Source organism: Mariniradius saccharolyticus AK6, from assembly GCF_000330725.2.
GTDB classification, from domain to species: Bacteria; Bacteroidota; Bacteroidia; order Cytophagales; family Cyclobacteriaceae; genus Mariniradius; species Mariniradius saccharolyticus.
This window is the reverse complement of sequence record NZ_AMZY02000008.1, coordinates 191,554-213,207: the sequence shown is the minus strand read 5'-3', so window position 1 is coordinate 213,207 and position 21,654 is coordinate 191,554. Positions and strand designations below refer to the sequence as shown.

Annotated in this window: 21 protein-coding genes; 6 read left to right on the top strand and 15 right to left on the bottom strand. The window is 46.8% G+C overall.

What is annotated here, in order from left to right:
* Nucleotides 1–206: 206 nt before the first annotated feature.
* The gene (locus C943_RS07620; protein ID WP_008626117.1) at nt 207–2,537 is read left to right on the top strand and encodes a PKD domain-containing protein; all 2,331 of its coding nucleotides are present in this window, start codon (nt 207–209) and stop codon (nt 2,535–2,537) included.
* Nucleotides 2,538–2,919: 382 nt separating this feature from the next.
* On the opposite strand, the gene C943_RS07615 is transcribed toward C943_RS07620, so the two are convergent.
* The 5 genes from C943_RS07615 to C943_RS07590 all read right to left on the bottom strand — a co-directional run bounded on the left by C943_RS07615 (nt 2,920) and on the right by C943_RS07590 (nt 8,883).
* Nucleotides 2,920–3,756, bottom strand: a complete 837-nt coding sequence (locus C943_RS07615; RefSeq protein ID WP_008626111.1) for an alpha/beta fold hydrolase — start codon at nt 3,754–3,756, stop codon at nt 2,920–2,922.
* 9 nt (nt 3,757–3,765) lie between these two features.
* Nucleotides 3,766–4,164, bottom strand: coding sequence for a VOC family protein (locus tag C943_RS07610; protein WP_008626109.1), 399 nt, complete (start codon nt 4,162–4,164; stop codon nt 3,766–3,768).
* 5 nt (nt 4,165–4,169) lie between these two features.
* Nucleotides 4,170–4,751 carry an RNA polymerase sigma factor gene (locus C943_RS07605; protein WP_008626107.1) on the bottom strand — a complete coding sequence of 194 codons (582 nt, stop codon included), beginning with the start codon at nt 4,749–4,751 and terminating at the stop codon, nt 4,170–4,172.
* Nucleotides 4,752–5,180: 429 nt separating this feature from the next.
* Entirely contained in the window at nt 5,181–5,813 is a 633-nt protein-coding gene (locus C943_RS07595; RefSeq protein ID WP_008626101.1) for a response regulator, read from the bottom strand.
* A 73-nt stretch (nt 5,814–5,886) separates the two neighbouring features.
* Complete coding sequence (locus C943_RS07590; RefSeq protein WP_040479514.1) at nt 5,887–8,883, bottom strand: sensor histidine kinase; 2,997 nt, start codon at nt 8,881–8,883, stop codon at nt 5,887–5,889.
* 159 nt (nt 8,884–9,042) lie between these two features.
* Here C943_RS07590 and C943_RS07585 point away from each other — a divergent pair, with 159 nt between their 5' ends.
* The 4 genes from C943_RS07585 to C943_RS07570 are packed head-to-tail and all read left to right on the top strand — an operon-like array spanning nt 9,043 to nt 13,151.
* Nucleotides 9,043–10,446: a S41 family peptidase gene (locus C943_RS07585; protein ID WP_008626099.1), complete on the top strand. Its 1,404-nt coding sequence runs from the start codon at nt 9,043–9,045 to the stop codon at nt 10,444–10,446.
* A 10-nt stretch (nt 10,447–10,456) separates the two neighbouring features.
* Nucleotides 10,457–11,290 carry a hypothetical protein gene (locus tag C943_RS07580; protein ID WP_008626098.1) on the top strand — a complete coding sequence of 278 codons (834 nt, stop codon included), beginning with the start codon at nt 10,457–10,459 and terminating at the stop codon, nt 11,288–11,290.
* Nucleotides 11,291–11,296: 6 nt separating this feature from the next.
* Complete coding sequence (locus C943_RS07575; RefSeq protein WP_008626097.1) at nt 11,297–12,343, top strand: S41 family peptidase; 1,047 nt, start codon at nt 11,297–11,299, stop codon at nt 12,341–12,343.
* A gap of 10 nt (nt 12,344–12,353) precedes the next feature.
* Complete coding sequence (locus C943_RS07570; protein WP_008626096.1) at nt 12,354–13,151, top strand: glucose 1-dehydrogenase; 798 nt, start codon at nt 12,354–12,356, stop codon at nt 13,149–13,151.
* 249 nt (nt 13,152–13,400) lie between these two features.
* Here the strand turns inward: C943_RS07570 and C943_RS07565 are convergent, their stop codons facing one another.
* The 9 genes from C943_RS07565 to C943_RS07525 form a co-directional block, all read right to left on the bottom strand.
* Complete coding sequence (locus tag C943_RS07565) at nt 13,401–13,931, bottom strand: dihydrofolate reductase family protein (protein ID WP_008626093.1); 531 nt, start codon at nt 13,929–13,931, stop codon at nt 13,401–13,403.
* A 74-nt stretch (nt 13,932–14,005) separates the two neighbouring features.
* Nucleotides 14,006–14,440, bottom strand: a complete 435-nt coding sequence (locus tag C943_RS07560; RefSeq protein WP_008626091.1) for a DUF4345 domain-containing protein — start codon at nt 14,438–14,440, stop codon at nt 14,006–14,008.
* Nucleotides 14,441–14,448: 8 nt separating this feature from the next.
* On the bottom strand, nt 14,449–15,144 hold the full coding sequence (locus C943_RS07555) for a hypothetical protein (protein ID WP_008626090.1): 696 nt from the start codon (nt 15,142–15,144) through the stop codon (nt 14,449–14,451).
* A gap of 24 nt (nt 15,145–15,168) precedes the next feature.
* Complete coding sequence (locus C943_RS07550; protein WP_008626087.1) at nt 15,169–15,774, bottom strand: cytochrome c family protein; 606 nt, start codon at nt 15,772–15,774, stop codon at nt 15,169–15,171.
* 230 nt (nt 15,775–16,004) lie between these two features.
* Nucleotides 16,005–16,742: a TlpA family protein disulfide reductase gene (locus C943_RS21350; protein ID WP_008626085.1), complete on the bottom strand. Its 738-nt coding sequence runs from the start codon at nt 16,740–16,742 to the stop codon at nt 16,005–16,007.
* 99 nt (nt 16,743–16,841) lie between these two features.
* Nucleotides 16,842–17,813 carry an alpha/beta fold hydrolase gene (locus tag C943_RS21345; RefSeq protein WP_008626079.1) on the bottom strand — a complete coding sequence of 324 codons (972 nt, stop codon included), beginning with the start codon at nt 17,811–17,813 and terminating at the stop codon, nt 16,842–16,844.
* A gap of 211 nt (nt 17,814–18,024) precedes the next feature.
* Nucleotides 18,025–18,504, bottom strand: a complete 480-nt coding sequence (locus tag C943_RS07535; protein WP_040479509.1) for a DUF2306 domain-containing protein — start codon at nt 18,502–18,504, stop codon at nt 18,025–18,027.
* Entirely contained in the window at nt 18,497–19,219 is a 723-nt protein-coding gene (locus C943_RS07530) for a TMEM175 family protein (protein WP_008626076.1), read from the bottom strand. The genes C943_RS07535 and C943_RS07530 overlap by 8 nt, the downstream gene beginning before the upstream one ends.
* Before the next feature lie 294 nt (nt 19,220–19,513).
* A complete protein-coding gene (locus C943_RS07525) occupies nt 19,514–19,903 on the bottom strand; it encodes a hypothetical protein (RefSeq protein ID WP_040479506.1) in 390 nt (129 codons plus the stop codon).
* A gap of 210 nt (nt 19,904–20,113) precedes the next feature.
* On the opposite strand from C943_RS07525, the gene C943_RS07520 reads away from it, so the two are divergent.
* The gene (locus C943_RS07520; protein ID WP_008626063.1) at nt 20,114–21,013 is read left to right on the top strand and encodes a DUF6882 domain-containing protein; all 900 of its coding nucleotides are present in this window, start codon (nt 20,114–20,116) and stop codon (nt 21,011–21,013) included.
* 12 nt (nt 21,014–21,025) lie between these two features.
* On the opposite strand, the gene C943_RS07515 is transcribed toward C943_RS07520, so the two are convergent.
* Nucleotides 21,026–21,505, bottom strand: a complete 480-nt coding sequence (locus C943_RS07515; protein WP_157198469.1) for a hypothetical protein — start codon at nt 21,503–21,505, stop codon at nt 21,026–21,028.
* Between the last annotated feature and the right edge of the window lie 149 nt (nt 21,506–21,654).

The following is a 21,654-nucleotide window of genomic DNA, read 5'->3' as shown; positions in this document are numbered from 1 at the left end:
CATTATACTTTAGGAAAATAAATCCTTGATTATTCGAGGACCAATTTTTTCGCGCCCCTAGTCGATGATACAGGAACTGGAAACCCTCAATTTTCCCACGAATGCCTTCTTGGTTTTTTTTTCGTAGATGCAACCCTAGATATGAAAATCCAATCTCATGGGGGAAGAATAGGGAATCATATCCCTAAAACTAAACCAACAAAACCATGAGAAACTTAAAATTTTTGGGCCTAGCATTGAGCCTTTTTGCCATGTTGGCCACAGGCTGTGAAGACCCAGTCGAGAATCCTAAAAATCCCCTGAAAGCAGAAGCGGGTGAGGAACAGCAATTGGTGCCCAATGCTGTCACGCTTTTGGACGGCAGTCAATCCTCAAATTCCACCGGAGCGCCCATTAGTTTCCGATGGGAATTGATCCAAAAACCTGAAGGAGCAGAGGTCTTGACCTCATCCTTGAATCAGGTTGCGGTTCAGTTTTCAACAAATAAGCCGGGCGAGTATATCTTCAGATTGACGGTGAGCTATCAAAACTGGTCGGACACCGATACAGTTAAAATCATCGTGGTCGAGGGACCTGCTTCCAAGCTGGAAGCCAAGGCAGGTGAAGACCAGGTAATTGAATTGGGCAACACGGCTCAATTCGATGGATCCGGCTCAGTTAACGAACTGGGAGGAGCCATGGAATTTAGCTGGGAGATTATCCAAAAGCCCGAGGGGAGCGTCGCCGAAATCCGGTTTCCGGATGATGCTGTTGCCAATTTCAAACCCGACAAAGTCGGCAAGTACTTGGTTAAACTGACGGTCAAGGTGCAGTCGAATTCCTCCGCGGACTTGATAGAGCTTACCGTAACGCCCGCGGGCGGTAATGGAGGCCCCATCCTGATCTCCGAAGATATCCTTCAGCATCGGGTACTTGAGAATGTATTCGTCGATCAGGACCTGCTATTTGACTACATTGTGACGAAGGATGTCAAAGTAGGAGCTATCCTTACCGTGAAGCCGGGTGTACGGATCGGGTTTGAACAGGATGCGCGGATGACGATTTCGCCCTCCGGAACGCTCATTGCCGATGCACCCATGGACAACACAGGTATCGTATTTCAGGGAAAGGAAAATACCCTGGGATTCTGGGAAGGTCTCCTGATTGAATCAGCAAGTCCCGCAAACCTGCTGCGTGGTGTGGAAATCAAAAATGCTGGTCAGGGTCCTTTGGGTGCCGCAGTGATGATTGAAGCGGAAGGGCATATTAAATTGATAAAGAATCATATACATTCCAATCGCGGTGTTGGTTTGGATGTGGCAATTGGTGGTTATTTCTCGGAGTTTATTTCCAACAAGATAGAAAACAACACCACCGCCCATGTCCGGATTTCCGCCAACTTGGTGCGGGATATTTCTACCATCAATCAAATCGGACCCGGAATAATCCAGGTGATCGAAACCCGCCTCAACGATGGCACGGAGCACATTTGGCCGACTTTTGATGCTCATTACGACATCCTTTCGGATATGGTGGTATATAACAAGACGTCTTGGGTTATTTCCGACGGAGCCCATATCAACATGGCTGAAAATGCAGGCATTCGTGCCATTCAGGAATCCCGCTTGCTTTTTTTGGGTGAAATGGGCAAACCTGTGGTCATCGAGGGCATCACCAAGTCCAAAGGATCTTGGAAAGGAATCCATGTGGAAAACTCCGGAAGTAACCAAAGCAATATCCTCTATGCGGAAATTCGCCACGCGGGTAGCGGTCCAGTTGTCACAGGCAATGAATCCGCCACCGTGAATCTAGGAAAACAAGGTTGGTTAACCCTGGAGCGATCCGTTTTGGATATGGGGAAAGCAAATGGCTTGGTCGCCAAAGCGGAGGCCAGTATCCTTGAATTTGATCAAAACTTAGTCAGCAATCATGAGGGACATCCCATCATCGTATCGACCGCTCAAGTGGAAAAACTGGCCTATGTAACCCGATTTGAAGATAATTCAAAACCTGAAGTAGTGATTGATACCCAATTTTCTGTTGATTTCGGAATGAGGGCGGTTACTTGGAAGGGGTTTGTGCAGCGGGTTCCTTATTTGGTAAAAGGTCATGGCAACCATAACCTGATCATCAAATCTGGCCTGAAACTGGAAGCGGGAGTTATCCTGAAAATGATGCCGGGAGCCGGAATCTCAGTTCTTCCCGGAAATACGGGTGAGTCTTACTTGAAATTGGCTGGAATCCAGGGTGGACCTGTCAGGATTCAGGGAATGGACGAAACTCCTGGATCTTGGCACGGAATCCGAATTTCCACGACGAGTGATCACAACCAATTTGACTACGCGGAAATCCTGCACGCAGGTATGGTCGTACAGGATCGTTTCTCCGCTGCAATTCATGTTACCAACGCACCTGTGGGGGCATTGACCGTCAAGAATTCCACAATTGCGCAATCAGGGCAACATGGCATTGCAGTAAACAAGGTATTCGAGGAAAGGTTGAAAGCCATCAATGTCAACTTTGAGGACATTGCAGGATCAAATATTCACGTTTGGTAAAAGTATCTGGAAATTATGAGTCGAAACCTCTGCCTGAATAGGGCAGAGGTTTTTATCTTTTCTTAAAGGTTTGACTTGGAAAGAAGTCTAGAAAATCAAAATATGAGCTGTCCACTCGGGGTTTCCGGGTTTGGATTTTTCGCCTTGAGCTTGTTTAAAAAAAGCCGAGTAAGTGATGTTGACTACAAACCCCCAAATGAAAATATTTTTCATCCAGCGCCCGCTACAATTTCGTAATGAGCGCATCGGGAAGATTTTGTTTGCGATTGGTACCAAAAGCCGATATCCCTTCAATGCGGATTAAGGGACTTTAGTCGGCTGAAAGCACTTGTAGCAAGCCCAAAAGTCATTAGCAGGATGGGCAATCATGAAAAATTTGACCTTAAGCCCTATTCAATTTTCCCAGCCAAGTACAGATTCCACTCAAAAACTCGTCGGCTTGTTCGACCATTGGGTAGTGGCCACTTTTTTCAAAAATCACTGTAGTTACCTTAGGCATCTTGGCAGCAATACCCGCCCATCTTGCATGCGGACCAGCGACAAAATCATATTTCCCCTGAAGAAACAATACCGGGAAACTGACTTCTTCCAGGTCTCGGTCTGCTTGATAATCCCTAAAAAGTCTTCCCCAGACAAAATCCAAGGTGGGTAAGTGGGTGGGAACATCCTGCCACAGCCAAGCAGCATCGTAAGTCGGGTCAAACCAGTTTTTGGCCTTTTGGGACAGGACAAAATGTACGAACCTCCTGTAGGGATCGGCGTGTATCTTATCCCTGAGGCCTGCCATATCCTGCCCAAATAGCTCTTGCCTGTACCCATCTGCCATTTCAAGGAAATAGGACTCGGCGGCTTGATGGGATTCCTGGCTCAGGTTCGGGCTGCAGGCGCAAAGAATCAGGCCCATGATCCGTTCAGGAAAGGCTTTCGCATATTCCAAGGCCATGTAAGCGTGCCCACTGTGTCCAAACAAAAGAAATCTGTCGAGGCCAAGTTTTAGCCTGAAGGCTTCGATGTCAGCCACGATGGCCTCCAAACCTTGGTACGCACTATCCCTGAGCTGTTCATTTTGGACAAATCCCTTGTGGTCAAAGAAATGGGGCTCAAAATGGTCTTTTATTTTTTCCGGGAAAGCCCGTTGGTAAAAAAGATGAGAACCCACGATCAGCATCGGGGTTCTCTGGATAGATTGGTGTGGATTTTTGAATTCTTCTGTCATCATGATTCAGTTTTAGTGGCAGGATGCCATGAGTTCGATTCGGTTTCCTTCCGGATCCTCGGTGACGAATTCGTAATAGCCATCCCCTGTCCATCGGGGTCCATCCAAAATCGGCAGACCTCCCTGCTTCAGCCTTTGGGCAAAAAGATTGACTTCGGCGACATTCCCAACTTCAAGACTCAGATGGGCATATCCAGCGTAAATAGATTCCCTTGGCCGAAGATCGGTTTTCAAATGCATACTGTGCATCAGTTCCAACCTCGCGCCGGAATTAAACCTCAGAAAATAACTGCTGAACCCCTTTTTTGGATTGAGGTAAATTGGACCTGCCTGTGCATTTAACCAAAGGCAATAGAAATCCTTAAGCAGTTCCAGATTCGCTGTCCAAATGGCGACATGATTGATTTTCATCAGAATCAGTTGTTGTGGTTTCGAAAGTCAAGCAGGCGCTGAAGCTGAATCCTGGCGCGGCTAAGCTGGGACTTCGAGGTGCTTTCGGAGATCTCCAGCTTTTGTCCGATCTCCTCATGGCTCAATCCCTCCAAGGCAAACAGTTCAAAAACCTGCCTATACCCTTTGGGTAAGTGTTGAAGCATTTTCCGCAAATCCTCCCAGTCGAGGTGATCACTCGGCCCTGCTTGGTTGGCTTCGGGATAGATGCTTTCCAGGCCGATTTCACGGTAGAGGTTTCGTTGTTTCTCCAGGTGCATCAAGCATTCATTGACGACGATCCTTCTGATCCATCCCTCAAAACTTCCCGTTTGCTTGAATTGGTCGATGCGCGAAAACACTTTTCTGAACGATTCAAGCGCGACATCTTCAGCAGCCGCGTTGTTTTTGATGTAACGGAGGCAAAGTCCAAGCATCTTTGGATATAGCCTGTCAAAAAGCTCACGCTGGGTGCGGGGATTTTGGGCCAAGCAACCCAAAAAGAGTTGGTCGATCGGGAGTCGGCAAAGGTGGCTTCCCGAAGGTTGTTTTATTCTTGTGGTTTTCATAAAAGTTGGTTGGTGTGTTTATAATAGTTGGTTTCATTTTCCGAAAAGGACAGTGTTTGATTGTGTTTCACGTCATACCCTTGCCAGAAGATGTGATTTGGGCATCACATGAATGTGTGGTTTTTTGTGCCAGGTCCAAGCGGCCATTTGCGTCCAGAGGAGGTTGTATTGTTTTTTCTCCCTCCACGCAAACAGTCAAGGCCCAGATAAGAAGTGTGATTTTCCAAAAAGTTTTCATTGTCTTGATTATCAATAAGTACAGGACAAAATTGCATCAAAAAACGAGGCATGTAAATCACATAAATGGGTGGAAAATAGTGGCTTATGGCTCCAAAAGGTGAAAATGATGTGAGCCGGATCTTTGTAAAAAAAAAAGACCTGACAGGTTTCGGGTATCCTGTCAGGTCTAGTCCATGCTGTTTTTTCCGCTTAAACAATCTTATCTCTAAATGCCTTGGCTACCGCTTCACTTTTTGAGTTGACGTGGAGTTTTTCGTAGATCTTCTTGATGTGGGAGCGGACAGTATCCATGGCGATGAACATCTCGGCGGCAATCATTTTGTAGGAATAACCATTGACGAGCCATTGCAGCACTTCTTTTTCCCGGTCGGTAAGGTTATAATCGTTTTCGACCGTAGGCTGAAGTTGCGAAAACATTTTCAGCACTTGAGCCGCAACGGAGGAAGTCATCGGTGCCCCACCGGTGGAAGCTTCTTGGATATATTCCAAAAGTTTGGCGGGAGGTGTTTTTTTCAGGATATAGCCATTTGCACCGCTTTTTAATGCTTCGAAGATGTTTTGATGGTCATCAAAGACTGTCAGCATCAGCACTTTGACCTGATCGTCTGTTTGGCGAATGATTTTCAATCCTTCCAATCCATTGACTCCCGGCATGTCGATGTCCATCAGGACGACATCCGGGCGGAAAGTCCTGATTTCTTGGGCTACGTTTGTACAGTTCTTGAATGCCGCCAACACGCTGAATCCCTCACTGCCGTCGATCAGCATGGTGAGCCCCTCTCGGAGTTGGGGATTGTCTTCGTATATCAGGAGCTTGATCATGGTTTTCACAGTTTAGCAATACAAAGGTAAGGTCATGCTGATACGCTATCAATCACATATTGAGGTGGTTTTGTCAGAGATGTACCCGGAGCGTCAGTTCGGTGCCCTTTTCGGCTTCAGTTTTGATTTCCAAGTTACCCCCGAGATTGGAAGCTCTTTTTTTCATGTTTTCCAATCCGTTGCCTTCGTCTATTTCCGCCATATCAAAGCCTTTTCCATAATCCCTGATCCGCATGGTAAAGAGGTGTCCCTCCAAGCCAAAGGAGATGAACACCCGGGCTGCCCCAGAGTATTTGGCCGCGTTGTTGATTCCTTCCTTGAAGATCAAAAACAAATCCCTTCTCGCGTCCATGCTCAGTTTCATACCCAAGATCCGGTCGTCCACCTCCATGGAAAACACGATGTCTTTGCTTTCGAGCACCTGATTGGCAAATTCCCGCATGCGAGCGATGAGCTTTTCCATGGAATCATTCTGTGGCTTGATGCTCCACACGATGTCGTCCATGGATTCCATCATCCGTTGGCTGTTTTCCGAGATTTTGGAAATATACTCGCTGGTTTTGGCAGGATCCGTCCCGAGTTTGGTTTTGGCCATGGAGCTCAGGATATTGATCGTGCTGAGGGTGGACCCCATGTCATCATGCAGGTCACGTGCCAATCGACTTCGAAGTTTGACTACTGCCAAAATGCGGTTGACATTCATACGGTAGATCAGCGCCACGATCCCCAAAAACAGCAATCCCAAAAATGCCTTGAACCACCAAGTCTGCACCAGGCTGGGTTTGATCTCAAAGGCATAGACGGCAGGTTCTGAATAAACTCCCGATTCATTGATGCTTCTCACTTCAAATTGGTATTCTCCGGGGGGAAGTAGGGAATAGACCGCTTGGAAATTGCTTTTTGCATTAATCCAATCGGGGTCGGCGCCCACCAATCGATATTGGTAGGAGAATCTGTCTTGTTTTGAAAAATTGAGGATATTAAAATCAAAAGTGAGGCTGTTTTCCTGGGAAGTGAATTCCCGTCTCATTTCAGGTAAAGATCCATCTCCTATATATAGTCCGAAAAGTTCGATGCCGGTAATCGTCGGGACGGGAGGGGGGAGGTTTCGGGAAAATTGCATAGGGTCAAAAATGATGATCCCGTTGTTGCTCACAAAGGCCAATTCCCCATTTGCGAATCGGGTCCCACTTCGGCCGTCATTTGGGATGTTTGAAAAAAAATGATTCTTGCCGAAAGAATAGAATGTATTGGTTTTGACATCAAATCGGGTCAATCCATTGGGTGTATAAATCCAAACCAATCCATCCGCATCCATTTCCAAACCGAAAATCGTGTTGCTGAGCATTCCGTCGGAGTAGGAGAAGACTTCGTTTTTGCCCGTGCGGGTGTTGAATTTGTTCAGCAGTTCGTAGCCGATCAGGAAAATGCTGTCATTCACCTGTAGGAGCTGTTCGTTGTTGTTGGAATTCAGGATGGAATTATCCAAGTGTCTCAGGATTTTTCCTTCTTCAAGATCAAGTTCGTAAACGCCTTCGTTGGTGGTAGTCACCCAGAGATGTTGGTCTTTGCTGATGAGTATTTTTGGAATTCTTCCCTGAAATCTGCGGTACCTGCGAAATCCCCCCTGGTCGATTCCTTCACCTTCGTATTTGATGATGCTCCCATTTTGGGTTCCAAACCACAAGTTTCCTTCGGCATCCTCGGCAATTGTCCGGATGGTAGATCCCTCAAAGGCCTCTGGATAAAAGTATTGAACCTTTTTTGAATCAAGCTCAATGACTTGGATTAGGCCTTTTTGAAGTGCAACCCATACCACTTCGCGTTTTTTGTCATGGTGCAGGTCCCAAACCTGATAGGTCTCGATGGCATCTGGTAACCCCTTGTATATCCACTTTGAGTCCAACTCCCCAGTCAAGGGCTTAAGGATTCCGATGCCTTTGCCCCAACTTCCCAGCCATACGCTAGTATCTCCGCGGTGGATGACTTCCTCCACGGCCTGGAATTCAAAGTTGCCGTCTTGCGAGCTGCGCTCTTGAAAATATATGCTCGGCGTGTCAAAATGCAGAAAGTAAAGCCCCGCGTCCGTAGCCATCCAAATGCCGCCTGCATCATCCCATATCAGTTTGGTGATCTTGTCGAACCGGATATCACTCTGAATGAGTGGGGTAAAGGTTTTTGATCTTCGGTCATAGCTGGCCAGGGTCTGAATCCCATACCTCCAGATTTCCGCATGGGGCAATTCCAGGCTGCCATAGGCTTCCTGATAGTTGGTGTTTGGGGGAGAAATCTCGCTTTTGTGGTTTCGCCATATTTTGGTCAGGGGATCGTATGAAAGTAACCTCTCATCAGGTGACCAATAATTGACCCAAAAGATGCTCTCGGAGTCTTCATATACATTGAACACATAGGTCAAATCCGGCTTTTTGAGTACTTCCAGCCCTAAAGGATTCGAGGCGTGGGTGTAGATTTCTCTGGTCTTGGGATTGTAAACGCTGATGCCTTCGATGTTGCTAACCCAATACAACCCCCTTTTGTCCTCGAAAATGGACCTAGCTCTCCAGCCGTCCGGCACTTTTACCGGTAGGTTTTGATCGGTGATTTTGCCCTTTTTTTGATCGATCCAGAGCAACTTGTTGTTGTTCAAGATCACAAAAAGATTTCCTTTTCTGTCCATCCATAGGGATTCGCCCTGAAAGCGGTTTTCATTCTTTTCGAATGGAACGGGGGTAAACTCCTGCTTTTCGGGGATGTAACTGCCGTATTGATCGCCTACCCTCAGCCACATCTTTTCATTACGGTCGACCAAAATCTCAGATACAGATTGGGTGGGTTGGCGTCCTTCCGGCGTATCGATCTGATAGGTCATAAATTTCCGCCCGTCAAACCGCTGCAATCCATTGGAACTCCCGATCCAAAGGTAATTGTGCTTGTCTTTGAATACCGTCAAGACCTGGTTGGAAGCCAAACCATCCGATGTCCTCAAATTGGTCACATAAAACCGTTTGGTCTCCGCATGGAGGTGCCAGCAGCTGATCGTGAAGAGAAGAAGTAAGAGTCCTTTTTTCATTTTGTTAAGCTAAAAATAGGCATTTGGGGACGAAAATCGCGCTTCATTTTCCCTCAAATCACATCATTATGTGGGTGAAGACAAAGCAACCTCAGAGCCGATAGCCCCATCTGGGAAGTAGAAAAACAAGAAATAAATTTCCATTTAACTCAGACGACTATGAAAAGACTACTCACACTTATTCTTGGGCTACAGGCATTTTCGCCACAATCCCCGGCCCAAACGCTCAAGCCCGATCAGCTCAAGGAAGATTTGGGAATCTTTAGGGATGCCCTTGAGCGCTTCCATCCTGAAATGTACCGATATACGGATGAGTCTGGTTTTCAGGTCGTTTTCTCTGATATCGAACGCCAACTTGACCGGCCTATGGATCAGTTGGAATTTTATCAGACCATGCGTCCCGCCCTCGCGGCCTTGAAAGACGGCCATATCAAATGGATAATCCAGGGCGAAGACCAGCACTATGGGGCTTTTGCATCTGGCCTTTTTCCCTTGCAACTCCATTTTGAGGCGGAAAAGGTGAAAGTTCTTGCTCATTTCGGTGACGAAAACGTCCCGGTCCTCGCCGAAGTAGTCAGTATCAACGGCAGGCCGATTGCCTCCATCAAAGATGCGATATGGAAAAGATTGAGCTTTGGGGATGGAGACAGCGATGGGGGAAAGAGATTCCAGCTCAACCGCTACTTTTCGGCCCTTCATGCCTTTGAATATGGCCTGAATGACAGCTATGAAGTTGAATTGCTCCACGATGGGAAGCTCCAAACCTGGAAGGGAAATGGCGTTGAAAAGGACCAAATAGAGGCAAACTTCAAGACCGAAGACACCCCTTTTTCCTTTCGCATGACCAATGGCTGGACGGGAATCATGAAGATCAACCGCTTTTTCTCCTACAAGCATGAGCCTGATTTCAAGCGGTTTTTGAGAAACTCATTCAAATCACTCGAAGAAGAAAACATCTGCAACCTGATTCTTGACCTCAGGGGAAATGAAGGAGGATTTGAGAAGCTGGGGATAGAACTGTACCGTTACCTCGCCCAAGATCAGTTTGAATATTACGACTATGTAACGACAAGGAGAAATCAGAAAACAGACTATCCAAGCCATACTTCCAAGATTTTCCGTATGCTGAATTCATTTTCAAAGGAGAAAGATGGAGTCTTCCGATTCACCAAAGCTCCCGGGCTGAAAACCTACAAATCCCACAAGAACCGATTTGATGGCAATCTGATCGTGTTGCTGGATGGGCAGAGTTTCTCGGTGACGACGGAGTTATCCGCCCGAGTCCAGGCAGATGGACGGGCGCATTTTGTGGGGGAAGAAACTGCCGGAGGAGCGGAAGTCAACAGCAGCGGATTTTTCACCATCGTCACCCTGCCGCATTCCAAGATTGATCTTGGAATTCCCCGGCTGGGATTCCATATGGCAAACCTGAATCCGGCAATGCCTAGGGATCGCGGGATTTTACCCAATCATCCCATCGTTCCGACTGCGGCAGATATCGTCAATGGAAAGGACCCTGTGATGGAAAAAGCACTTGAACTGGTCGTCAGACCCAACCACTAAACCAAAAATTATGAACAGACTATTGAAAAACTTACTGGCAGCGGGATGCTTGCTGGGAGGAACGACTTTGGGATTTTCACAAACAAAAAGTGAAAATCCCGGTGCCGAACTGACAGTTTCTTACCTTCGGGGAACGCAGAAACTGCATGATTTGCAGGCATCGCCGATGATGTACTTCACCGATTATAACGGCATCAATCTGGACTACAAGCGGATGAAGGGCCGCAATCGCTGGGAGTTTGGCTCGGAAGCCAAAACAGGATCTATGATCGCTCCGGCATTGGGAACTCGGGAATTTCAGTTTGAGGAAGGAGGAGAGGGATTTCTCCTTATTCCCACGCAGTATTTCGGGGAGATCAGGGCCGGCTATCAGCGGGGGTTGATTCAAAATGAAAAACAGGAAACCTATCTCGGTGTCAATCTCCGCAATCAGATTCACTATGCCGATGGATTGGCCATGAATACCTGGGCGATGAATTTGTTGGGATTGGGGGTCAGGTATACCCACCTGCTCAAATTGGGAACAAAGCATCAGATTCTGGGCGATTTCCAACTCCCCATTTTCGCCTTTGTTGCGAGGATGCCCTTCAGCAACGTGGTTTCGCAACCCGAAACGTCCCAATTCAAGTCCTTTATGTCCGGAAGTACATTCACCTCCGTCAACCAATTTCAGCAACCTGAAATCCGCATTGCGTATCGATACCGCCTAGCCCGTCGCAGCAGTCTTGAGCTGGGTTATTCCTATGACTGGCTGCATTATTCCAAGCCCCAAACCATCAAGAAATCCAACCATGAGTTGGGTCTTTCCTGGGTTTACCATTTTCAATTTTCTCCAGCAAAATAACACGCCATGAAACAATTAATCAAAACTTCTCTATTCGCCAGCCTTTTCGTCTGTGGACTTGGTCTGGTTTCCTGCAACGAACTCATGTTGGGCGAAGAACCCAGCCAGGGCCCTGTCTCTACATTCGAGTATCTTTGGTCGACTTTTGATGACCATTATGGGCTTTTTGAAGTGAAGCAATTGGATTGGGATGAAGTCCATGCCGAATTTTCAACGAAAGTGAATGACCAAATGAGCGCTGATGAGCTCTTTGACCTCTTCTCCGAAATGCTTTCCCGCCTCAACGACGGCCATGTATGGATGGTCAAACCCAATCCGGGTTTCCGCCGATTTGACAGTGGGCCGAGTTTTCCCGATGGGACTTTTGATTTGGACCTGATTCGGGAAAGCCTCTCCGAAGAGACGTCTTTTGGTCCCGCTGACAATCCTCTGGTGCTGTTTGGCAAATTCAAAAACACCAATATTGGGTATCTATATTTGGACCATTTGGGTCAAGCTCCGGGTTTCTATGAAGACCATATACGTACCGCCTTGGCAGCTTTGGCGGGTACGGATGAATTGGTCTTTGATGCGCGGGGGATCGAGGGAGGCGATGACCGTTCTGCCCAAATAGTGGCCAGTTATTTTGCCGAGGAGAGGAAGCTGTACATGAAGACCCGCTTCAAACAAAGCGCAAATCCGGGTGATTTTTCGGATTGGATACTTTGGCAATTGGCTCCGAGATCAGGGGCCTATACCAAGCCAGTAGTCCTGCTTACCGACCGGGGAACAGGCAGCGCGGGTGAGACCTTCACCTTGGCCATGCGCCAAAACGAAAACGTAGAGATCGTCGGCGACTTCACCTTTGGTGCCTTTTCAGACAATCCCAAGTGGGAATTGCCAAACGGATGGATTGTGGCGATGAGTACTGGCGACTTCCGGGACCAAAGCGGTATTAGTTACGAAGGGATCGGATTGGAGCCGGATGAGGTCGTGATCAATACACCTGAGGAAGTGTCGAATGGTACAGACCGTGCTTTGATTCGTGCTTTGAGTATCTTGTTGGAAAATTAGTGGATCTTTTATGGGAAGACTGGAAAACAAAATCGCTTTGATTACCGGGGCAGCCCGAGGCATCGGAGAAAGCATTGCCCGCGTTTTTCATCGGGAAGGTGCGATGGTCATTCTTTCAGACATTCTGGATGAAAAGGGAAAAGCTCTTGCCCAAGAACTGGGAGAAATGGCATGCTATACCCATCTGGATGTAGCGAATGAAAACGATTGGAGGCTCGTGTACCAAAAGCTGTTGCTGGAGTTCGGAGGGCTTGACATTTTGGTGAATAATGCCGGCATCACAGGATTCCTGGAGAGTAAAGGGCCTTTTGACGCGGAAAATCCAGATATGGATTCCTTTGAGCAAGTCATGCGGGTCAATCTCAACGGGACGGTTTTGGGATGTAAATATGCCATTCCTCTGATGAAGCGGAAGGGAAATGGAAGCATCATCAATATTTCTTCACGCAGCGGCCTTGTGGGAATTCCCGGGGCCGCCGCTTATGCTGCAAGCAAAGCTGCGGTAAGAAACCATACCAAGTCCGTTGCCCTGCTCTGCGCCGAAAAGCGCTACAACATCCGCTGCAATTCCATCCATCCTGCTGCTATCATGACCCCGATGTGGGATGCCATGCTCGGCGAAGGAGAGATGCGGGAAAAAATCATTAAAAGCGTGGAGGCTGGAATTCCTCTCGGCCATTTTGGTGAACCGGAGGACGTTGCTTACGCTGCATTGTATCTCGCGTCCGAAGAATCCAAGTATGTCACGGGAATCGAGCTCAATGTGGATGGTGGGATATTGGCGGGTTCCGAAGCCAGGCCAGAGTGACAATTACTTGGTGTTGATTTTACCGAGTTGCGGATTTAGGCCTTCTTTTATCAATAAGCATTTCAAAGGAATGGGACTTTTTCCCGTTCCTTTTTTTAATGTTCGACTAGAGGTTGGATTGGGCTTTGTTAAATTAACCCTGAAAAAGCATTCAATCTAACCCAACTTTCCGAGTCCGAATAGGTAAGGATGTTGGGCTTTTTTTATATCAAAAAAAATAGGCCGGCCCGTCTTTGAACCGGCCCGAAATTACTTCACTACCCGATAGTGAACCTGCACCAAACCAGATGGATAACTTCTTGACCTGATCAACTCCAACTTTTGCTCTGGAAAACCTGCCTGAAATAGGCGGATTCCATCCCCGAGAAGGACAGGAACAAAGGAAACAATCAGCTCATCGAGCAAACCGGCTTCCAAAAACCGATGAACGGTCTTTGCGCCGCCATCCACGAAGATGTCTTTTCCCGGTTTGGATTTCAGGTTGGAAACAAGTTCGGAAAGGTTACCCGAAAAGAATTGGACCGTGGCGATGACATGTAGACGTTCCCGTGTCAGCACAAAGGTTTCTTTTCCCTGATGGGGAAATTCACCAATTTGACCCATTACCCAATCGTAAGTTCGTTTGCCCAAGATCACGGTATCTATCTGCCCGTAAAATTGCCCATAGCCGTAGTCCTCTCCCTCTTGGGCGACAGCTTCGAGAAAGTCAAGATTATCGCCCGGCTTGGCGATGTAGCCGTCCAGACTGGCGGCGATGTAAAGGATGGTTTTCCGTTCCATGGTTTTGTGAAAACGTGAAAAAAACCGCCTCGGAAATATTTACCGAAGCGGTTTTTGTGAGCGAATATGATTGTTTATAAGCTAGGATTCAAGATGAATTTCTGCTTTCTCCTGCCCGAACTCAGGGTAAGCCAAAGCCCCAATCCAATCAGTGCCATGATGGATTCGATGATCAGCCATTGGCTTCCAAAATCGCCCAATGGACCGTCCGAGATCAAGGTAATGAGTCGGGAGAAAGCATAGGCTCCCCAAAATATGCTCAGGAAACCTGCGCCCTTCTCGGGATGCTTGATCAGCAGGTAGAGAATGCTCAGGCAAATCGTGATGCCGACTCCACCATACACACCGCGAATGGAACTCAAGGCATCGGTGTTGCTGAGTTGGACGTCGACGAGATCCATCACGGATTGCGGATCGAAAAGCGCCATCATGCTCACCGATAGCAGGGAAAGGAGCGAAAAACCAAGGTAAATGCGGGTGAAAAGTACCCATTTATTAAGCTTATTCATGGCTTAGGTCAGTTTAAGGTGCAATAGTTTTGGTACAAAAGGATATGCTTGCCGAGGTCTTCGAGTTTGGGTTTTCTGACGTCCGAAAGCACCTGTGGACAATCCCCAAAAAGCACTTCAAAGGCTTTCTTATAGTTGCCTTTTTTCACTTTCATCAATGGTCCACCATTTTTTGAGATAAAGAAAGCCCTGTGTTTGTCGCCTGTCCATCTGATATATTCTCCTTCGAGGGAAGTGGTTTTTCTGGCAAAAGGATCGTAAAACACTTCGAATACCTCATCAAAATCTGGATTGAGCAGTTGCAGTAGCAGTTCTTTCTGTCCGTTTACGCTTGTGTTGCGGAAAATGATGAAGTCCTTGGGCTTTGCTGTCGGATGGTCTTTTGACAGGAGTTTTTTCACCGATGAACCTCTTTCCATAATGTATTGGAGCCTCACAGCGTCGTTCATCGCAATGGCGAATTCAAAGATTTCCTCCGCGTTGATTTTGTGTTTTGTTCCGGACATGTCCTCCAAACTCATTTTGGTGATGCCACGTGTACTGTTCGAATTGATGATTCTCCCCTCGATGACTTCACCTGATTTGAGCAATGCATAGCCCCTGTTGGACATGGGGAAATCTTCCAAGGGTTGCTGGAGTTGCTGGGCATCGAGCTTGCAGATCATTGCCAGCAGAAGGACGATTAATGTGATTGTTGTTTTCATAGTTGGTTTAATTATAGAAGTGGATTAAATGGGAGCGCTCATTGGCGGAAGTGGCTGTGGGACGATGTTGTCAATCGGATTGGTGCTTTTGAGGTAGGCGAAAATGGCGCTGATTTCCTCATCGGTCATGTGCGCAAACATCTCATAAGGCATCGGCGGGAGCAGCTGCCTGTTGGTGGAAATGCCTTTGGATTTGCCTTCACGCAAGGCACGGAAAAACTGTTCCTCAGACCAATTGCCGATACCCGTGGCATCAGAAGTGATGTTGGAGGCAAAAGAAACGCCCCATGGTCCGATCCAAGCTGTAAGTCCTTGGGTAGCTGCGACTCCTTTGGATTCAAGTTCTTTGCGATCCAGATCTGGAAGCGGTTGTTGGGCGGGATGTCCGGACAGCGCGCGATCCATATCCAGTTCAGGTCCCTTTGGTCCCATTTTCTTTGGCGTATGGCAGTCATGGCAGCCTGTGATCATAACCAAGTGCTTGCCCAAGGCCACTTTGGTATCCAATTCGGTTTTGGTGTTTGATTCAGGCTGCGATGTCGTGGTTTCTTTTTCCACATTGGATTTACAGGATGCAAGGGCAAATGCAATCGCAGCGGTTCCGACAAAAAGATGGATTCGATTTTTCATAAAACTTGGGATTTGATTTTCCCAAGAGATGGAAAAAAGTGGGAACGGGTTGCACGCAGTACAATTTTCCGATTTTGGTTTTGTAATCAATGACCAATTGATGCCTTATCTGCATAAATGGTCTCCAAGGTGAACCTTCTCATTTTCTTTAAGAATCCGCACGTGGTGGGGAAAACAGCTCAGTTGTTTCTAGGAATGCACATGGGAGTGGTAAACAAAGCCCTGATTCCTTACAAAAGCCCCTCTAGGATCGCCAAAAACTCTGCGCCGTCGGAGATTTCGAGCTCTCCGTTCTCATTTTTCTTGTAGGGAATATTCCCTTCGATCACACGAAGTCTGCCTTCTTTATCCAAAAAGAGGTTTACCGGGAAACTCTGGAATCCAAGGTCCGAAGTCAGTTCATCGGAGTCCACGATATGTTCAAACTCGAAGTCAAACCGCTTCAAAAACTTTCGGACTGCAGATTCGGATTCGAAGGTGATCGACAAAAAGTTAAATCGATCACTGTTTTCGGCCTGCATCTGATTCAATACGGGCATTTCCTCGATACATGGTTTACAGGTGGTAAACCACATGTTGACGAGTGTGGGCTTGCCTTTGAAATCATCGATGCTGACAACCCTGCCATCCAAGGTCTTTACGGCATTTATCGGAAACACTTTCCCTATCAGTGCTTTCTTCCTTTCGATTTCTGCCTTGGTCCGGTCGACATTATCTGTAAAATGCCATTTGTATGAATAGACTAAAGAGTCGTTTCGGTTGAATTCCTGATCCAGTTCTTCATAGATATTCATGGACTTTGAGAATTCCCGCATCGACGCCAAGGCCTTATCCTTTTGTTCGTTGTAGGTTTTTTGATCTTTGATGATTCCGTTGGCGTCGCGATAATAGACATTTGACTGCGAAAAGCCAGTAATGGCAGAAAGCATTCCCAACAGAAATACGACAAACTGAATCTTCGTCTTCATGATTGTTTTTTGCTTTTTGGAAGAATAACGAGCTGTAGCCTTACTTGTTTTCTTTTTCGATGGTTGTCGCCAGGATACCTGACCTCATTGATGTGTCCTTCAATCCCTTGTCCGCTGCACATAGTCCTTCAAAATCCTGAAGAACTCAAGTGGTTTTTCTTCGAGGATTTCGTGTCCACATTGTTCTATGACATGTACCTCGGCCAACTTCAGGCTTTCTATTTGTTCGAAAAACGTCGATTCCCCTTGGTCATCTTGACGCCCGTAGACGATCAGAGCGGGGATTTCCAGGTTCTTGAGCTTTTCCCGGATATCAAATCGTGATTCAACGATTTGTTTGTCGATGATTGGGATCACCTGAAAGTTGAAATCATAGAATTCCTTCTCGTACAAGGCACGGGATACTTTGCTCCGGTCGTAATACATTGCCCGAACATGGAAGAGTATGAACTCCTTGTACGCCGAGACCTCAGGGCAGTCCGGACAGGCTATCTTGAGAGAGTCGAGTTCTTTTTCGGATTTGATTGAGAATACTTTTTGGAGTTGGTTCATGGAATCCAGTTCAGCGACCGAGCGTCGGGAGAATTGATTGTCATACAGCACGTTCCAAAGGTGGTAGGAGGGCGGTCCTGAACAGACCAAAATCAGGTTTGAAGCGAATTCCGGATAGGTAGCCGCATAATTCATCGCAAGCATACCGCCCCAGGAAATTCCCAACAATGAGATTTTCTTGTCCCCACGGGCTTTGCGCAAGAGTTCGAGGTCTTGTGTATAGTGCTCAATGCCAATGGTGCTTTCATTGATTGGGATATCCCGCGACAGGCCTGTTCCCCTTTGGTGCACAAGGATACAGGTATAGCTCGACTTGAGGCTGTCGACGATTTGCCGGTAGGGATGGTCGGGTGACTCGCCTGGTCCACCCGATAGTATATACATGGGAGGGCCCTCGCCAAATTCCTCATAAAAGAGTTTGTAGGGACCGCTGTCGAAGCTCTTGACCTGCTGTCCGAGGCATACAGAAAAGGTTGCGAGCAAAAGGCCTAAAATCGAAAGGTTGGTTTTTCTGGACATACAATTGATCATTTTCAATCTAATCAAGAAAATTCATGAAAGCTGTCGAAGACATCACTGAAATAATGTTTTGACCTGATGCAGAAAGATAATCATAAAAAAGCAGGGGGTGAAAATATATTACCCTGATTTATAGTGGATTACAATAGTTCACTTCAGATTTTCACTTGAGGAATGAGGAAGGTTGGTTTTTTTGTCCGGACAAAGTCTGCTATTTCAACAAGTACCGGCTCCAAACTTTTTCTTTCCAAAAAATGAAAAAAGAGCCCAATACAAATATGCTTCCCGTGGCTATCCCCACCATCGTGTAGAAGGGCTTTTCGGGAACGCGCACGCTCAATTCTGATGCGAAAGCCGCATAGAGTCCCAATACGGAATAATACATAAACCAAAGGTGAAGGACGCGAAAGTCTTTCCGGATACCCTTGATCAACAATGGCAACATTCCCGCGACCAGCGTCGCAAAACCCACAAAAGCCAGAATATGGAACATGCCGAAACGGCCTGTAAGGTTGTAAATTCCCAAAGCTGAGCCACATACCAAGACCATGGATAAAACATAGCCATAGCCGATATTTTTGTGCGTCTTGGTACCTTTTGCAGTAAACAGGACATATGCACCGGTTATCATTGCAACGACCGAGGACGCGAGGTGAAACCAACCGAGGGAAGAATTCACAAAGTTATACATACTCGAATTCCTTGGATTTCATTAAAAAGTCCTTGTGCCACCATAGCATCAAGGGCGTGTACAGAAAGTAGGTGACTCCACCAAAAACGGAGGCCCAGACGAATGAAAACTGATTGATAAGAAGCGTCACGACGATCGACAAAAGCGGCACAGAAAATAGTATGAGCAGCCTTTTCTTTTGGGATGAAGTGTAAAACTCCTCAAAGGGGTTCAATTCCAGTTCGTTTTTCAGCCTAAGGGCCCGGTGATAAAAGAGGTAGAGGACAAAATAGAGCGCAAACGCCACAAAGCCGTAGTATACCATCAGGTAGGGGACTTGGTCACCGCGTATACTCACCGCGATATCGGTGCTGAAAAAGAAGTTGGTGAGGAAAAGCGTCAAAAACCGCAGCGGATACACGTAGAAAATCACCAAGGCGATGAATATCGTGTTGAGTACTGTCAGTTTCGAATCGTTCAACGTGTAGATCTCGGAAAATTCCAGATGTTCGCTCCAGATCAATACGATGAAGGATATGCTGATCAGAAAAGCAGGTAGTGTTTTGGTAAAGGTCAGCAAATCCGCAAAGGAATTGGGGTTTGATAGGTTGAAGATGAGCAGCGTAATGGCGATGCCAAACACCGCATCGGTCAGGTTGTCAAGCCGGGACGCGCTGTTGCCACGGTAAGTGATCCGTGGGTCGTGTTGTCTGTTTTTAAATACCTCGTTTCTCATATTTACAAATTCACGCAGGCCAGCCAAACAGGATCGATAAAGTGAAGATCAAACCGAACGGGAAAGTTTGGTGATTCGACCCAAAGCCCTTCACTTAAAAGTATCAAAATTTGATTTTTCTCCAAAAACACGGACTGGGATTTTTGCCAACGATATCGAATCTGAGCCTGACTTAGGTTCAAAGGAAACTGTATCGGTCCAAGCCCATGAAGAAATGAGGCTAAGTATTTCCGGAGAGCCGGAAACCAGAAAGTCGCAATCAGGGAGAAAGGAGAGAGGCAGCAACCTGCATTCTTACATCTGTTTTTTTGGGTGGGTAAGTAGGACGTATCCAAAAAGGATCGCAAAAACCAGGTAGATGATGGCCAACAATAGAATAATCAAGGGGAGCTTGCTTCCATTCATATAGGCTTTGGCAAGTGCGAGTCCCCCGACAAAAAAGTGCGTGAAGTTTCCAATACTGATCGGCCTGCCATAAATACCGCCAATAATTGTCCCTTTTGCTATCCAGTTTGTGATGGCAAAACCAAAATAAAGTGCACCCATTAGTTGAAGCGCAATGACGGATAACTGGTTGGAATCTTGGCCAAGTCCTACCAAAACCTCTTGTGGACCAAAGCTCAACACGATGCCGGCGATGCCCATGAGTATGGCGCTTGCCATCATCAATAGTTTTGTATTCATGGTTTTTACTTTTTACTTGCAATCAAAGATAGTGGTTCGGATGTTTTTTCCTCATTTTCCCTTCACAGTCCGAGACTGGGGAAGGAATATCCCATATTGACCCTTACCCATTACCATTTGCCCTCAATTTGATTATTCCCGAACTTGACTGCCATCTGCGTCATCGCGCAAAACCTTTGATATTCCCAAGCAACTTACAGCACTATTTCCATGTTTTTCATTCGAATTCTAGGTACCCTCATCTTGCTTATTTCTGGCATTCCTGCCAAAGGACAAGCTGAACTGGAAACTGCAACGGCAGGCGCTGCGGCGGAGATGGGCCTACGAAACATGTACCACACGATATCCTGGGGTATGTCGCCATTGAATCCATACCTTTTTGACCAGGACATGGGTACCGTGACCTATACCGTGGAGGAAAAGGGCTTGGAGGTCATCGCGCAGCCGAAAGTATTGGGGACATTCAATCTAAAGGACAAGACATTCCTGTGGGCAGACCAAAATGCATCCATTGACAAAAGGCTCAGCGATAGGGTAGCGGCATTTCGGCAATCCGTTCCCATGGAATACCGGAAGTCCAAATTCCGCGCTTCTACGGAAACAGGCCTTTCTTTGCTGGGACTCTTCGGCGTGCATGTGGATGCGAATGCTACGGATTATCAGCGACAGGATGATACGGTCATTTATTTTGCACTGATGCAAATCGAAGTGCGGGGAGAGGGAAAAATCCTTCGGACCCTTCCTCCCAAAAACCATGTATCCTTAGTGCAGGATGACGCCACTTTGAATTTGGTCAAGGAGTTTCTAGGTAAAAAATGTGCGATCAGCAAGCTACATTTTGAGGACAATCTCGATCTTGAAAAAGCGGATGAACAGATGGTAGAGCTCCATCTCCAGTTTTGGGCAAATGAGGATCCATACTTTTTCCCCGCACTTTCCTGGCCCTGTGCCAATGATCCCAAATCTATCCTTGATTGGCAGGTGTTTACCGTTGAGGGAGGGAGGAAGTTTGTAATGTTCATGAATGATTTGGGATATTCCAGGGAAAATCGTGCCTACGAAATAGATCCGAAAGCCACTGGAAAAAAGCTGATTATCAATGAGTATTGATGCCAGTTGGAGTTATTTGTTGACTGAGAGCAAATAGGTTTCGAATGCTTTCATCTTTGCTCCATCCCCTCCAATGTCAAAGGTCCTAGAACCTTTGAATAGCCCAGTAAGGCCTCCGACCGCCGCTCCAATTGGCGCTCCCAAAATTGCTCCTCCCAAGGCACCTTCTATCTCGTTATAACCCAAAAATGCATCTTCATCGGCACTCGCTATTCCCAGGAATGCCCCTGTCAATGCGCCGAAGCCTGCACCGATGGCGATGTTGTGATATTCAGACCGCTTTGTTTTGATCGTGCCTATATCCGAAACCGGTACATCGATCATCTGATTATTTTTAGCTAGTTGGAGGACGCTCTCTGTCACGGAAATGACCCTGCCTTTTGCGATCTTTGTCCCATTTGCATCAAATACCCTCGCGAAGCCGAAATTCTGCCCGATTGAACTTGAGCTGATGGCGCAAAACGCCATAATGACGATTAAACGAGTTTTCATGGTTGATAAAGGGTTTAATGAATTTCGATTTTAGAATCCGATACTCAAACTGTAAGACGATTTCCTCAAATAAGAATTCTCGGTTCGGAGTTTAAGGGGAATGATTGTTGGGCAATTTGGCGATGGAACAAACTTTTTGAATCGGGGAT